Raw genomic sequence first — 14,275 nt, 5'->3', positions numbered from 1 at the left:
GCTGGGATTCCTGTGAATCTTTGTTACCGTTAACGAGATAATCCCTTGGTCGGGGGTCTCAGCCCCTGAAACTTCGTGTCACAATTTGCCATCTCCCTTGAGAGCACCCCATGGACACATTGCAAAACATGCGCGCCTTCAGTTGTGTGGCCGAAGCCGGCAGCTTCACCGCCGCCGCCGTGCAACTCGACACCACCACGGCCAACGTCTCGCGCGCGGTCTCCAACCTGGAAGCCCACCTGCAAACCCGCCTGCTCAATCGCACGACCCGGCGCATCGCCCTGACCGAGGCCGGCAAGCGCTACCTGCTGCGTTGCGAGCAGATCCTGGCCTATGTCGAAGAAGCCGAAGCCGAGGCCAGCGAAGCCCACGCGCGCCCCGCCGGCCAACTGAAAGTGCACACCATGACCGGCATCGGTCAGCACTTCGTGATCGACGCCATCGCCCGCTACCGCAAGACCCACCCGGACGTGACCTTCGACCTGACCATGGCCAACCGCGTGCCGGACCTGCTCGACGAGGGCTACGACGTGTCCATCGTGCTGGCCAGCGAACTGCCGGACTCGGGCTTCGTCTCGCAACGCCTGGGCATCACCTACAGCATCGTCTGCGCCTCCCCGGCCTACGTGAAAGCCAACGGCTGCGCGCAAAAACCCAGCGACCTGCTGAACCACGCCTGCCTGCGCCTCGTCAGCCCGGTGATCCCCCTGGAAAAATGGGCCTTCAACGGCCCCGACGGCCAGGAAATGGTCACCATCAACAGCTCGCCGTTCCTGGTGAACTCCGCCGACGCCATGAAAGCCGCGATCATCAGCGGCATGGGCGTCGGCGTCCTGCCGGTCTACGCCGCCATCGAAGGCCTGCGCAACGGCACGCTGGTGCGGATGATGCCCAACTACCGCTCGCAGGAACTCAACCTGTACGCGATCTACCCGTCCCGGCAATACCTGGACGCGAAGATCAAGACCTGGGTCGAGTATCTGCGCGGGTCACTGCCGGAAATCCTTGCCGCGCACCAGGCAGAACTGGCGGCTTATGAGTTGAGTGGCAGCCTCGCCGGAGCCCGTGTCGCCAACTGACTTAAACAAACCGCCAAACCTGTAGGAACTGCCGCAGGCTGCGATCTTTGCCTTTGATGTTTAACAATCAAAAGATCGCAGCCTACGGCAGCTCCTACAGAAGCGGTGATTTGAAGGGAGTTTTCCGACAGGTTTTGACGGTTGTGGCTCGGAAGTGGGGTGGATAGGCTCAGGGGGTCGTTGACGAATCAACGACCGGACTTGGTCGTCCGGGTTTAGAATGGCGCACTTTTTAAGCTTGCTTAATGGCGAGCTGTGCGTGGGAGGGCCTTGGCCCTGCCGGGTTTCCATTCCCTGGTCGACCAACCTGCGTACGGTTCGCCACCCTATTGCTTGGTCGCAGTACGTGGCGAACTCCACATCCCGAATGGAGTTCCAGCATGATCAAACCCACACCCAACCCGCCCCCAGCGGAAAGCACCTCCCCCTACGAATCCCTCGATTCAAAAAAGCTCCACGACGCCGCCGAACGCGCCCTCGACCACTACCTGAAACCTTCCGCCGCCGCTGTGAGATTCCACAAACCCAGCAGCATGTTCCAGGTCGCCCCCGACATGGACAACGAAAGCCTGCTGGTTCACGCCTGCGAATCACTGGCCTCGGCAAGCATCATGACCAGCGACATTGCGGCCTACGTCGACAGCCCGCAGCGACAAACGATACTGGCGATCCAGCAAATCATCATGCTCGCCGAACTGGCGGTGAACCGGGTGCTGGATAACGTGGAAATCAGCCAATCTGCAGCACACAGCTGAGCCATTGTGGGAGCGGGCAAGTCAGTTAGAGGCTGGTCGGCTGTCAGGCCGCCATCGCTGGCAAGCCAGCTCCCACAAGGACTGAGTGGATTCAGTTAGATCCAGGTCGGCTGTCAGGCCGCCATCGCGAGCAAGCTCACTCCTACAGAAAAGCAAAGCAGTTCAGGCAGACCGCATGCTTTTCACCACTCAACAGGATGAGCGTTAGCTCGGCTGCAGCTCTTGATCTTGCCGTGCCGGCCCCTTCGGCAGGCTGAGTGGAGGGGTTTATCCGGGGGTGGGAGCGCAGCGACCGTTTGGCGCAGCCAAAGGCATCGAGAGGAGGTGCAGCGAAGCAAACCGGAGGCGATGCCCCCGGATAAACCCCGCAACGAAGGAACCCGAGCCTGAGCGAGGGCCGTACGCCGGGGCCCAGCGTTTTGGTTACTTTTGGGCGTCTGCAAAAGTGACTCGCCGTAAGGGCGAAACCGCCAGCCGCAACACCCGAAGCAACGGATAAACACCCAAAACCCCAGGAGCATGGTCGGCCCGGAGGCCGCCAAGACAAGCCAAACCCCACAAAGAAATGTTAGCGTGCTTGGTAATAAAGACAGCCGAGCCCAAGCCCAATGAAAAAAACAGTCCTGGCCTTCAGCCGCATCACCCCACCCATGATCGAACGCCTGCAACAGGAATTCGACGTCATCGTTCCCAACCCGAAGAACGGTGACATCAACGCCCAGTTCAACGAAGCCCTGCCCCACGCCCACGGCCTGATCGGCGTCGGCCGCAAACTCGGCAAAGCCCAACTCGAAACCGCCACAAAACTCGAAGTGGTCTCCAGCGTCTCCGTCGGCTACGACAACTACGACCTCGACTACTTCAATCAACGCGGAATCATGCTCACCAACACCCCGGACGTGCTCACCGAAAGCACCGCCGACCTCGCCTTCGCCCTGATCATGAGCAGCGCCCGCCGCGTCGCCGAACTCGATGCCTGGACCAAGGCCGGGCAGTGGCAAGCCAGCGTCGGCGCGCCATTGTTCGGCTGCGACGTCCACGGCAAGACCCTGGGCATCGTCGGCATGGGCAACATCGGCGCTGCCATCGCCCGCCGTGGCCACTTCGGCTTCAACATGCCGATTATCTACAGCGGCAACAGCCGCAAGCCCGAACTGCAACAACAACTCGGCGCACACTTTCGCAGCCTCGACCAGTTGCTCGCCGAAGCCGATTTCGTCTGCCTGGTGGTGCCGCTCAGCGACAAGACCCGCCACCTGATCAGCCATCGCGAACTGGGCCTGATGAAGCCGGGCGCGATCCTGGTCAACATCTCCCGTGGTCCGGTGGTCGACGAGCCGGCGCTGATCGAGGCGCTGCAGAACAATCGCATCCGTGGCGCCGGTCTGGACGTCTACGAAAAAGAACCGCTGGCCGAGTCCCCGCTGTTCCAGTTGAAAAATGCTGTGACATTGCCGCACATCGGCTCGGCCACCGGAGAAACCCGCGAAGCCATGGCCAATCGCGCGCTGGCCAACCTGCGCAGCGCCTTGATGGGCGAGCGTCCACGGGATCTGGTAAACCCGCAGGTCTGGCGCGGTTAAACAAAATCGGGCAAGTGCCAAAAGACACTTGCCCGACACGTTATGCACGCCCACATACTTTGCAATTCAACCCGACACCAAAACAATAGACCCCGCTATAAACTCTCCCGACATATCGAACCCTCGACAAATGTTATGGAGAACACACTTGAACGCTCTGACCATGGATAAAATTATCCGCTACAGCAAAGTCATACTGATGGGTTACTTCAGTTTTTTTGGCTTGCTGATGATGTTCAGCAATTTCACCGACTACGGTTCAAACTACGAATATGTCGCGCACGTCCTGAGCATGGACACGACCGAACACAACCCCAACCTGCGCTACCGCGCCATCACCTCGCCAACGCTGCACCACCGTATCTACTGGCTGATCATTACCCTGGAAGTCACTTTCAGCGCATTTTGCATGTTGGGTGTCTATCAATTACTCAAGAACATCAACGGCTCCAGCGAGGAATTTCATGAAGCCAAGAAGTTTTCGATCATTGGCCTTTTAATAGCTGTTTTCATCTACTACGTATGTTTTCAAGTTGTCGGTGTCGAATGGTTCGACATGGACACTTCAAACATCTGGAACGCCAAGGATTGGGCCCGGCATATTGTCGACTTTATCTTGCCGCTGCTGATTTACATCGCGATAAAAGTCGAGCGCTGAACATCAGCGCTCGCACAGTGACAGGCTCAAGCCAACTTGCCCTGACGGGGCAAAGCCAGGGCACGAGGTTTGCGAAACACCAAGACGTTGCCAAGCATGACCAACACCAGGCCGAGCAGCGCCGGAGCCGTCCACTGGTAGCCTTCGGCAAACGCCGAAACGTTCAGCGCCACCACCGGGAACAACACTGTGCAATAGGCCGCGCGCTCCGGGCCCATGCGCCCGACCAGCGTCAGGTAGGCGGTGAAACCGATCACTGAACCCGGGATCACCAGATACAACAGCGCGCCGACGTAACGTGGCGACCAGTCCATGTCGAACGCAATGCCTTTGACCAGGCACCACACCGACAACATCGCCGCCCCGTAGGCCATGCCCCAGGCATTGGTGGTCAACGGTTTCAGACCGGCCTTCTGCTGCAGACTCGACAGCATGTTGCCCGCCGAGAAACACAGCGTGCCGCACAGGGCCAACGCCAGACCGAGCAAGGTCTGCGGACTGGCTTGATGGCCGGACAGTTCCGGCCAGAACAACATCCCCAGCCCGAACAAACCGAGCGCGCCCCCCATCAGCACATTGCGCGCAATGCGCTGACCGAAGAACACCCGCGCATTGAGCGCGTTCCACAAGGTGGCGGTGGAAAACACCACCGCCACCAGACCGCTGGGAATCCACTGACTGGCCGTCAGAAAGCACATGAAGTTGACACAGAACAGGCACAACCCCTGCGCCACGCAGATCAAATGACCACGGCGATTCATCGGTTGCAGGCGCCGACTGAGCAGCAACAGCACGAACAGCACCAGCGCGGCGAGGCCGAAGCGATAGACGATCGACACCGGAATCGCCACCACCCCCAATTGCCATTTCAGGGCAATCCAGGTGGTGCCCCAGATCAGCACAGTCAGCAGATACAGCGAAAGGTTCATGACGAGACTCCTGAGGACACCGGACACTCTGTGGCGAGCGAGCTTGCTCGCGCCGGGCTGCGCAGCAGCCCCGTTCATGAGTGCTGCGCACTCGACGGGAGCAAGCTCCCTCACCACAGGGTTGTGTTGTATGGAGATTCAGGGTGCGGCAGCAACGATCGGGGCGCTTGCAGATTCTTGCGCTTTTGTCGCCCGACAGGCTGGCAGCGCCAAGGCTACGGAGTAGGATGCAAGGCGTTGGAGAGAACCGCACATGGCCGCTATCGATACCCTGCAAGTCTTTCAAGCCCTCAACCGCTCGCCGAACGCACGCCTTGTGCACAGCGCCGAGCTCGGTGACGGCTTGTCTGCGGCTTTGTGGACCAACCATCATGATGCCCAGGAATACGAAGCGCCGAGCCACCACACGCTGTCCTGCTACATCGCCGGTGGCACCGGCACCTTTCGGCGCGGGCAACCGGGGCACAAGGGCGGGCCGGACAAGTTGTGCATCCTGCCCGCCGATCACCAATCCGGCTGGGTGATCAACGGTGACATTCGCCTCGCTCACCTGTATTTCAGTGCTGAGCAATTTGCGTTGGGCTGCGTCACCTTGCTCGATCGCGAGCCGCGAGAAATGCAGTTGCGCGAGCAGACGTTTCTCGAAGATCCGCAACAGGCACAGCGCTTTCGGCAATTGCTCACGCTGAACTGGGACGAGCCGGCCGAACGTTTGCTGACCAGCAGCCTCGCTCACGAATTGATCAGCCACACCCTGCTCAGCCAGGTCGGCGCCCGTCAGGGTGTGCGCCTCAAGGGCGGACTGGCGCCCCACCAGCGCCGGCAGTTGGTGGAGTTCATCGACAGTCAATTGGCCGAACCGATCAGCCTCGGGCAACTGGCCGGTCTGTGTGCGTTGTCGGAATACCACTTTGCGCGGATGTTTCGCGTGAGCTTCGGCTTGCCGCCGCATCAGTACGTGCTGGCGCGACGCATGAGCCGGGCGCGGGAGTTGCTGCGCGGGACGGCGTTGCCGCTGGGGGAAATTGCGCTGGCGTGCGGGTTTGCCAGTGCCAGTCATTTCACCAACCGGTTTCGCCAGGTGTTGGGTGGGACACCGGGGGAATATCGGCAGGCGTTTTTGCGTTAGAGCCGAATGTTTCCGCTATCTGTCAGGGCCTTATCGCTGGCAAGCCAGCTCCCACAATGTCTCCGCCCGTTCAAGACGTCTGTGTCCCGACCGAGAACCTGTGGGAGCTGGCTTGCCGGCGATGAACGATGACGCGGTCCCCGATCAGAACTCCAGCGTGCTGGAGAGCGAAATCTGCCGCGAATCACCCATCGACACAAAGAACCGGCTCGCCGCCGAGGTGTAGTACGTGCGGTCGAACAGGTTCTTCACGTTTAGCTGGAACTTGACCTTCTGCCCTTCGAGTCGGGTGTCGTAAGTGGCGAATGCATCGGCCACGGTGTAGCTCGGCAGGTCGAAATCATTCACCGCGTTGCCCGCGCGCTCGCCGACATACCGCGCCCCGGCGCCGACCCGCAGTTGGTCGCCACCGATCACGCTGCCGAAGTCATACACCGCTGACAATGAGCCGCTGTTTTTCGCCACGTTCTGCAGGCGATTGCCTTTGTAGTCCGGGTCTTCGGTGACCTCGGCATCGGTGTAGGCATAGGCGCCGATCAGGCTCCAGCGATCGCTCAACTGGCCGGTCAGGTCCAGTTCCAGACCACGGGAACGCACCTCGCCCGCGGCGCTGTAGATCGTGGTCGGGCCTTCGGCGTTGGCCACCAGCACGTTACGTTTCTTGATGTCGAACAGTGCAATGTTGCCGGTGATGCGCCCCGGCATATCCAGACGCGCCCCCAATTCCCACGACTTGGCTTCTTCCGGCGCAATACTGCCGTCGAGCACAGTGCTGCTGCCGCTGAGCGGGGCGATGGTCGAGTTGGGTTTGAACGATTCGGTGTAGCTGCCGTAGAACGACAACTCGTCGGTGTAGCGATACACCAGACCGGCGCGCGGTACGAACTTCTGCCCGTTGCTGTCGGTGTTGGCCTTGAACGGCACGCCTTTGCCGGCATACTGGTCGTACTCCTGGAAGCGCCCGCCGGCGACCAGAATCCACTGATCATTGAGATGGATCGAGTCCTGCAGGAACACCGAATCGCTGCGCAGCAGATCGGTCTGCGCGCTGTCCGCCGGGCTGACCGTGGTGCCTTCGACTTCACGGCCATACACCGGATTGACGTAGCTGAAGGTGCTCAGGCTTTTCTGGCGGATCAGGTCGGCGCGATAGATTTTGCGGTACTCGTCGTCGACGCCGAACACCAGGTCATGTTGCATGCCCAGCAGGTTGACCTTGCCCTCAAGGCTGGCGGTGGTGAAGCGGTCGGTGCTGATCGCGCCTTGCGTGCCGTCCATGCTGCGGGTCAGCGTGCCTTTTTTGGTATCGATGGCGGTCACGCGCACCTGGCTGGCGTCGTAGGTTTCGCGGTTCCAGCTGTAGCCGAAGTGGGCTTTCCAGTCGTCGTTGAGTTCGTGGTCAGCCTCGAAATGGTACAGATCCGAGCGGCCTTCCATGTCGTTGAACGGCTCGTCCAGACGCTCGTTGCGCGAGATGTCCAGCGGATGGTTGGTGCGCGGATCGATGACCGTGCCCCGGTCGAACGGGGTGAGAAACTCGCGGTGTTCATAGCCGAATGACAGCTTGGTACGCTCGCCGAACCAGGCCAGCGAAGGCGCGATCAGCGTCTCGCGGTGGGTGCCGTAGTTGCGCCAGTAATCTTCGTCTTCATGGTCCAGCACCAACCGGTAGGCCAGCCCGGATTCACCCAGTGCCCCGGTGCTGCCGAAGGTGCCGCCGCTGCCATTCTTGCCGTCGCCGTAGCTCGAACCGCGCAGGGTCAGCGCGTTGTATTGGGTCAATTCCGGCTTTTTGCTGACCAGGTTGACCACCCCGCCCGGGTCCTGAATGCCGTAGAGCAACGAGGCCGGGCCCTTGAGCACTTCGACCCGATCGACCGTCGCGTTCATCCCGCGGCCCTGCACGATCGGCATGCCGTCGCGCATGATCGAGCCGTTGCGGTTGTCGCCAAAGCCGCGGGTCATCACCGAGTCCTGAGTGCTGCCCAAGGTGTTGCCCTGGGTGATGCCGCTGACGTTGGCCAGCGCATCGTCGAGATTGCGCGGGGTCTGATCGCGGATGACCTGGGCCGGAATCACGTTGACGGTCTGCGGAATCTCCTGCAGCGAAGCCGAGGAGCGCATCACCGAACTGGTCTGCGGCGGCTGGTAGCTCATCGACTCGTCGCGGGTCGAGGTGATGGTGGTGGCGCCGAGGTTAAGCGCACCGGCGGTGGGCTGCGGTTCCAGCGCCAGGGTGTGGCTGTCGGTGCGGCGGAAGGTCATGCCCGAACCGCTGAGCAGGCGTTGCAGCGCTTGTTCGGCGCTCATCTGGCCGCTGACGGCCGGGGCGTTGATGCCGTACGGTGCCTCATCGGTGTAGACCACGCTCTGCCCGGTGACGCGGCTGAAATCGCTCAGGGCCTGGGGCAGCGGTTTGGCGCTCAGGGAAAAATTGAACTGCTTCTGCGCGGGGCTGCTGACGGCTTCCGCGGCGAGTGCAACGCTCATCGGCAACAGCGCCAATGCGGAAAAACTCAATGCCGAAACGCCTAACCACTGTTTGACCGAACCCGATTTTGCCCTGGACTTCATTGCTCAATGACCTGTGTAGAACCGCAACGGATGCGAATGAATCGCAGTTTCAGTCACTACACGGATGGGGCTGTGGTTTACCTCACCACAATTTTGAAAATTTTTTTGGAGATCAAAAGATCGCAGCCTGCGGCAGCTCCTACAGGTTACGCGATCCCCTGTAGGAGCTGCCGCAGGCTGCGATCTTTTGACGTTGATTCAACGCAGAATAATCAGATGCCCCAACACCTGATGCTGCTCAAACCCCATCACCCCTTGCAGCGAACTCAACACCGCCTGCGGATCCTTGCTCGGAAAACTGCCGCTGACCTTGCGCGCAGCCAACTCATCGTTGAGCACAACAATCCGCCCTGGGTAATAGCGCCGCAAATCCTGCACCACATCGGCCAGCGACGCCTTGTAGTACGTCAGCCAGCCTTGCCGCCAGGCCAATTGTGCTTCGCTGTCCACGGCGTGCAGTTTTTCTGCGCGGCCTTGTCCGTAAGCCACTTGCTGGCCGGCGGTCAGAATCTGCTGTTGCGCATTGCGATCCGCCGTCACGCCAACGCGCCCGGACAACACCGTGACCTGCGCGCCCTGCGGTTGCAGACGCACTTCGAACTGCGTACCGAGGACCCGCGCCTGGCCTTTCTCGGCTTCGACCACAAAGGGATCACCGGTGTGCGTCACATTGAAAAAACCAGCGCCACGCCGCAACTGCACATGCCGCTCACCTCGACTGAAATCCACGGCAATAGCGCTGTCGGCGTCCAACGTGACTTGCGATTGGTCGGCCAGGGTCACCGTGCGGATTTCCCCCGGCGCCGAAACGTAATCGGCGCCCAGATCGTCGATCCAACGCTGCGGCTGCCAGCCCGTGCCGAGGCTGAGCATCAGCAACAGACACGCGGCCATTGCCAGCGCGCCCGACCAGCGCAACAGCGGCGAGCGACGCGGACGCTCCATTGCGTTGAGGTAGCCCTGCAACGCAAACGCGTCCTCATCGGCCAGGGCGCGCGCCGGACTTTCGCTCAACTCCCACACGACTTGCGCCTGGGCGTAGGCCTCGGCGTGGGCCGGGTCGGCGCGCAGCCACTGGCTGAAGGTCAGTTGACCGCCAGTGCTCGGGCGGTCGTGCAACAGGCTCAGCCAGGCGAGTGCGGCCTGTTCCTGAGCGGGTGTAGGGATGATGCGGTCGATGGCTTTCACGGTGCTTTCCCTGGCAGGCGTGGTGCGGGTTCGCGCAGGCTGGCCTTGCAGGCCTCGAGGGCGCGCATCATATGTTTTTCCACGGCACTTTGAGACAGGCCCATCGCCTTGGCGATGTCTGCGTACTTGCGACCGTGAATGCGATTGAGCAAAAAAATCTGCCGGGTGCGCTCGGGCAAGGCGCGCAACGCCGCTTCGACATGGCGCAGGTCATTGCCCGCTTCGAGCGCGGCTTGCGGTTCGCAGCCGTGGCTGTCCGGCGCATCCGGTTGCCAGCCCTCGTTGACCCGCACCCGCGTGCCTTCGCTGCGCAAATGATCAATGGCGATGTTGCCGGCGCAACGCAACAGGTAGGTGCTGAGTTCTTCGACCTGCACCAGCGGCCTGCGCCAGAACCGCAGGAACAGGTCCTGCACCAGATCCGCTGCCGTGGCCCGGCAACCGACGCGCCGGTTGACCAGCGCTTCCATTTGCGAGCGCTGCGAGAGGAACACCTGAAGAAAATGCGCACGCGCGCCATGGGGCTCGTCGTCGCGGGACTCCGGCGGATGACCGATCAGCATATCAGCACCGCGCCCAGGCGGCGACCGGGCTGGCGAGCAGGCTCAACCCGGCCAGTGCGAGGGCCAGACGTGGCCGATAGGGCAGCAACAACACCAACGCCAAGGCGCTGAGCATGAGCACCGCGAACCAGTCGACCAGACCGAAACCCCAGCCGTTTGCCCCGACAGCTGACCAGAGCGATAACCCGAGCAACAGCCACCCGGCGAGTTTCAGAACCCGTGCACGTCGGGCCGAGGGTTTGTTGCCGAGCAGCTCATCGTGATGCCGAGGCATCGACAGACACAACGCGCTGAACCCGGCATAGCACAGCAACAACGCCAGCAACATCAGCTCACCTCCTGCTCAAGCGTGATCGGCCGCGGCTTTTCGCGGGGAGTTTTTTTCACGCTGACGGCGCTGCCGGCACGCTGCATTTTCCAGGCGGCCCAACCAAGGAACAGGCCTGCGCCCAGGCACGTCAGATCGAAACCCGCCAGCGTCCAGTCGCCTTGCGCCAGCGTTACGCCGAGACTCCATGGCGTGGCCAGATTGATCAGTGGCACCGCGATAAACAGCACGCCAGCCAGCCCCAGCTGTTCGACCCAGGCCGTTCGCCCCTTGCGCAGCAGCGCATGCACCACGCTCAAGGCCCAGGCGATAAAAAACGCATTCACTTCTTGATCGGCGCGCCCGGCCAGGTCCGCCGGCAACAGGCGATTGGCCAAAAAGAACACCGCCACCGCCGCTGTCAGCCCGGCCATGCTGGCGATGTTCAGCACCTCCACCACGCGCAATTCGAATGGGAGCACACCGCTTTTGGCATGTTTGAGCTGGCGCTTGCCGAGCCAGATCACCAGCCCGGTGCCGATCATCGCGGTACTCGCCAGACCGCAGATGAAGTACAGCCAACGCAGGATCGGGCCGGCGAAATGACCGATGTGCAAACCGTAGAAACCACTGGCGATCGTCATCGGCAGCGACTTGTCGGGCGTGGCGCCGAGCATCTGCCCGGTGACGCCGTTGAAGGTCAGGTTGCTGCCGTACTCATAGGCGATCCGGTCGGAACTCGCGCGCGACAGTTGCACCGTGGCATTGGCGTCGCCGGGGTTGATGACGCTGACCCGCGCCGTATGCCCCCCCGCCCACTGCTCGCTCGCCCGTACCAATAAGGGTGCCAGCGGTGGCAGCGAACTCGCTTGAGCGGCGCGTTGCGGGGTTGGCGTTTCGGGAAACATCTCTTGGTAAAACGCTTCGCGATCAGTGCCGTAGGACGCCAGAATGCTGGCCGGCATGACCATCGCCATGAAAATCACCAGGCTGCTGTAAGTGATCATCAGATGAAACGGCAGCACCAGCACGCCGACCGCATTATGCCCGTCGAGCCATGAACGCTGGCCTTTGCGCGGGCGAAAGGTGAAGAAGTCTTTGAAGATTTTCTTGTGGGTGATGATGCCAGTGATCAGCGCAATGAACATTACCATCGCGGCCGTCGTCGCCAGCCAGCGGCCCCACGGATACGGCATTTGCAGCTGGAAATGGAAGCGGTAGAAGAACTCGCCGCCCCGGCTGTCCCGGGCCTTTATTTCTGCACCGGTCTGCGCATCGAGCGCTTTTTGCGTGAAACCTCCGCGCTTGCCGGCTTCGACCGGTGTGTTTTGCCAACGCACAGTCAACGCAGGATCACGGGCATTCGGCAAATCAATCAACCAACGCGAAGCAGCCGGCGCGTGCTGCTGCAGATAGCCTTGCGCCAGGCTCAGGCTGTTCGCTGAATCGATGGCGTGCACGGGAATTTCCGGCTGCATCCAGTGGCTGATTTCAGCCTTGAAATAGGCCAGCGTTCCGGTCAGGAAAATCGCAAACAGCAGCCAGCCAAACACCAGTCCCGTCCAGGTATGCAGCCAGGCCATCGACTGACGAAAGCCCTCCTTCATGCGTAGCCCAAGCCCCGCGCGGCGCCGGACACTGTCGCCAGAATCACGCTGGGCACCAGCAGACCGACCCACGCCGACCACGCCGTGCGACAGGCGAAGCACCAGAGCACCGCGACCAGATAAACCAGAAAGGAAATGGTCATGCCGGTCACCACCGCTTCGGCACGACTCAACGGTAGCCACAGCGTCAGGGCGACACTGGCCAGCGCCGCAACCAGATAGCCGCCGAACACCGCCGCCAGCACCCGCGAGGTGATGGCCAGACGATAGGACATGGGAAGTGAGGCGAGTTTGCCTTTCATGTTTCGACCCTGAAACGAAAAAACGTCCAGCCGATAAAGCCGAACCAACAGGCGAGCAATATTAATGATAAATATTCTCATACGCAAAAGCATCTGATTGCCGGGCAGCGCTACACACCCCTACAATGCGAACAGTTCTTGTTCTCTAACGCATCGATCATGCGCCCGGAGTAATACCCTTGTCGTCCGCCCATCCCGTCGAATCGCTCTACCTTGACCACCACAGCTGGCTCACCGGCTGGTTGCGGCGCAGACTCGGCTGCCCGGACAGTGCGGCGGATCTGGCGCAGGACACCTTCATCCGCGTGCTCAGCGCTCGTGAACAACCGGTGATCATCGAGCCGCGCGCCTTCCTGACCACCCTCGCCAAACGCGTGCTGTTCAATCATTACCGTCGCCAGGACCTGGAACGCGCCTATCTCGAGACCCTGGCGCAGATGCCGGAAATGGTTGCGCCATCGGAAGAAGACAAAGCGATCATCCTGCAAACCCTGATCGAACTGGATCAGTTGCTCGACGGCTTGCCGCGCCTGGTCAAACGCGCCTTTCTGCTGGCGCAGGTTGATGGCCTGACCTATCCGCAAATCGCCGCCGAACTGGGCATCTCCGTAGCCACAGTCAAACGTCATCTGCACAAAGCCGCCCTGCGCTGCTATTTCGCCCTATGAACCGCAACCCGGATTTCTCTGCGCAAGTGGCCGAGCAGGCCGTGCACTGGTTGATGGAAATGCAGCAAGGGTCGCTCTCCCCGCGCCAGCAACACGCCTGGCAGCAATGGCTGGACGCCCACAGCGAACACCGTCGGGCGTGGGAGCACATGCAGCGGGTCAACCAGCGCTTGCGCGGTGTTTCTTCGCCATTGGCCCATACCGCGTTGAACGGGCCGAAGTCCTCCAGCCGCCGTCAGGCGCTCAAATTGCTGCTGCTTCTCGGTGCCGGTTCCGCCGTCACCTGGGGCATGCGCGAGCACAATCCGCTGCCGACACTGCTCGCCGATTACCGCAGCCCGCTGGGTCAGCGCCGCAAGGTGGCGCTGGGTGCGGGCAGCCAGTTGCAGCTCAACACCGCCAGTGCAGCGGACGTGGACAGCACGCAACGACTGATCCGTCTGCTGGAAGGCGAGATCCTCCTGAGCACCGCCCAAGCGTTCGAAGTGCGCACGGCGCAAGGCACTCTGCACACCCGGGCGGCACGCCTCAACGTGAGGCAGTTCGCCGATCGCACGCAGGTGGCAGTGTTTGAGGGTCAAGTGGAGTTGAATGCCCAAGGGCGTGCGCCGATGTTATTGCCCATCGCCCGTCAGCTGAGCTTCAGCGCCACCTCGATCAGCGAAGCCAGGCCACTGGACGCCAACAGCGGCGCCTGGGCCGACGGCATGTTGATCGCCGCGCACATGCGCCTGGGCGACTTCCTTGAAGAGCTCGGGCGCTACCGGCGCGGCCAGTTGCATTGCGATGCAAAAGTGGCCGATCTGCTGATCTCCGGGACTTATCCACTGGACGACAGCGAGCGGATTCTGGATCTGCTGCAAATCAGTCTGCCGGTGAACGTGCGGCGGTTTACCCGCTATTGGGTGAGCGTCGAAGCGCGGGTTTAAAACA

The 14,275-nt window shown here is 61.4% G+C and carries 14 protein-coding genes; 7 read left to right on the top strand and 7 right to left on the bottom strand.

The window, feature by feature from the left end; all coding sequences use genetic code 11:
• Positions 1–110: 110 nt before the first annotated feature.
• The 4 genes from GTQ41_RS04735 (at position 111) to GTQ41_RS04720 (ending at position 4,075) form a co-directional block, all read left to right on the top strand.
• A complete protein-coding gene (locus GTQ41_RS04735; protein ID WP_025112118.1) occupies positions 111–1,079 on the top strand; it encodes a LysR family transcriptional regulator in 969 nt (322 codons plus the stop codon).
• 380 nt (positions 1,080–1,459) lie between these two features.
• Positions 1,460–1,834 (top strand): DUF6124 family protein, encoded by a 375-nt coding sequence (locus GTQ41_RS04730; protein WP_047292646.1) that lies wholly within the window; start codon positions 1,460–1,462, stop codon positions 1,832–1,834.
• Positions 1,835–2,442: 608 nt separating this feature from the next.
• Positions 2,443–3,417 (top strand): D-glycerate dehydrogenase, encoded by a 975-nt coding sequence (locus GTQ41_RS04725; protein WP_047291838.1) that lies wholly within the window; start codon positions 2,443–2,445, stop codon positions 3,415–3,417.
• 148 nt (positions 3,418–3,565) lie between these two features.
• The gene (locus tag GTQ41_RS04720; protein ID WP_217325424.1) at positions 3,566–4,075 is read left to right on the top strand and encodes a DUF2165 family protein; all 510 of its coding nucleotides are present in this window, start codon (positions 3,566–3,568) and stop codon (positions 4,073–4,075) included.
• A gap of 26 nt (positions 4,076–4,101) precedes the next feature.
• On the opposite strand, the gene GTQ41_RS04715 is transcribed toward GTQ41_RS04720, so the two are convergent.
• A complete protein-coding gene (locus GTQ41_RS04715; RefSeq protein ID WP_047291834.1) occupies positions 4,102–5,004 on the bottom strand; it encodes a DMT family transporter in 903 nt (300 codons plus the stop codon).
• A 253-nt stretch (positions 5,005–5,257) separates the two neighbouring features.
• Here GTQ41_RS04715 and GTQ41_RS04710 point away from each other — a divergent pair, with 253 nt between their 5' ends.
• Positions 5,258–6,133 carry an AraC family transcriptional regulator gene (locus tag GTQ41_RS04710; protein WP_047291832.1) on the top strand — a complete coding sequence of 292 codons (876 nt, stop codon included), beginning with the start codon at positions 5,258–5,260 and terminating at the stop codon, positions 6,131–6,133.
• 144 nt (positions 6,134–6,277) lie between these two features.
• Here the strand turns inward: GTQ41_RS04710 and GTQ41_RS04705 are convergent, their stop codons facing one another.
• The 6 genes from GTQ41_RS04705 to GTQ41_RS04680 form a co-directional block, all read right to left on the bottom strand.
• Positions 6,278–8,707: a TonB-dependent receptor gene (locus GTQ41_RS04705; protein ID WP_217325423.1), complete on the bottom strand. Its 2,430-nt coding sequence runs from the start codon at positions 8,705–8,707 to the stop codon at positions 6,278–6,280.
• A 198-nt stretch (positions 8,708–8,905) separates the two neighbouring features.
• A complete protein-coding gene (locus GTQ41_RS04700) occupies positions 8,906–9,895 on the bottom strand; it encodes a FecR family protein (protein ID WP_047291828.1) in 990 nt (329 codons plus the stop codon).
• Positions 9,892–10,458 carry an RNA polymerase sigma factor gene (locus GTQ41_RS04695; RefSeq protein WP_047291826.1) on the bottom strand — a complete coding sequence of 189 codons (567 nt, stop codon included), beginning with the start codon at positions 10,456–10,458 and terminating at the stop codon, positions 9,892–9,894. The genes GTQ41_RS04700 and GTQ41_RS04695 overlap by 4 nt, the downstream gene beginning before the upstream one ends.
• Position 10,459: 1 nt before the next feature.
• Positions 10,460–10,786, bottom strand: a complete 327-nt coding sequence (locus GTQ41_RS04690) for a DUF3325 domain-containing protein (protein ID WP_047291824.1) — start codon at positions 10,784–10,786, stop codon at positions 10,460–10,462.
• Positions 10,786–12,372 carry a PepSY domain-containing protein gene (locus tag GTQ41_RS04685; protein ID WP_047291822.1) on the bottom strand — a complete coding sequence of 529 codons (1,587 nt, stop codon included), beginning with the start codon at positions 12,370–12,372 and terminating at the stop codon, positions 10,786–10,788. The genes GTQ41_RS04690 and GTQ41_RS04685 overlap by 1 nt, the downstream gene beginning before the upstream one ends.
• Positions 12,369–12,674: a DUF3649 domain-containing protein gene (locus GTQ41_RS04680; RefSeq protein WP_041073980.1), complete on the bottom strand. Its 306-nt coding sequence runs from the start codon at positions 12,672–12,674 to the stop codon at positions 12,369–12,371. The genes GTQ41_RS04685 and GTQ41_RS04680 overlap by 4 nt, the downstream gene beginning before the upstream one ends.
• 179 nt (positions 12,675–12,853) lie before the next feature.
• On the opposite strand from GTQ41_RS04680, the gene GTQ41_RS04675 reads away from it, so the two are divergent.
• Entirely contained in the window at positions 12,854–13,342 is a 489-nt protein-coding gene (locus tag GTQ41_RS04675) for a sigma-70 family RNA polymerase sigma factor (RefSeq protein ID WP_047291817.1), read from the top strand.
• Positions 13,339–14,271: a FecR domain-containing protein gene (locus GTQ41_RS04670; protein ID WP_047291815.1), complete on the top strand. Its 933-nt coding sequence runs from the start codon at positions 13,339–13,341 to the stop codon at positions 14,269–14,271. The genes GTQ41_RS04675 and GTQ41_RS04670 overlap by 4 nt, the downstream gene beginning before the upstream one ends.
• Positions 14,272–14,275 lie beyond the last annotated feature (4 nt).

It is taken from the genome of Pseudomonas sp. AN-B15 (genome assembly GCF_019056475.1).
GTDB lineage: Bacteria > Pseudomonadota > Gammaproteobacteria > Pseudomonadales > Pseudomonadaceae > Aquipseudomonas > Aquipseudomonas parakoreensis.
Note: the sequence above shows the minus strand (reverse complement) of the source record. Positions and strands in the feature narration are given on the sequence as shown.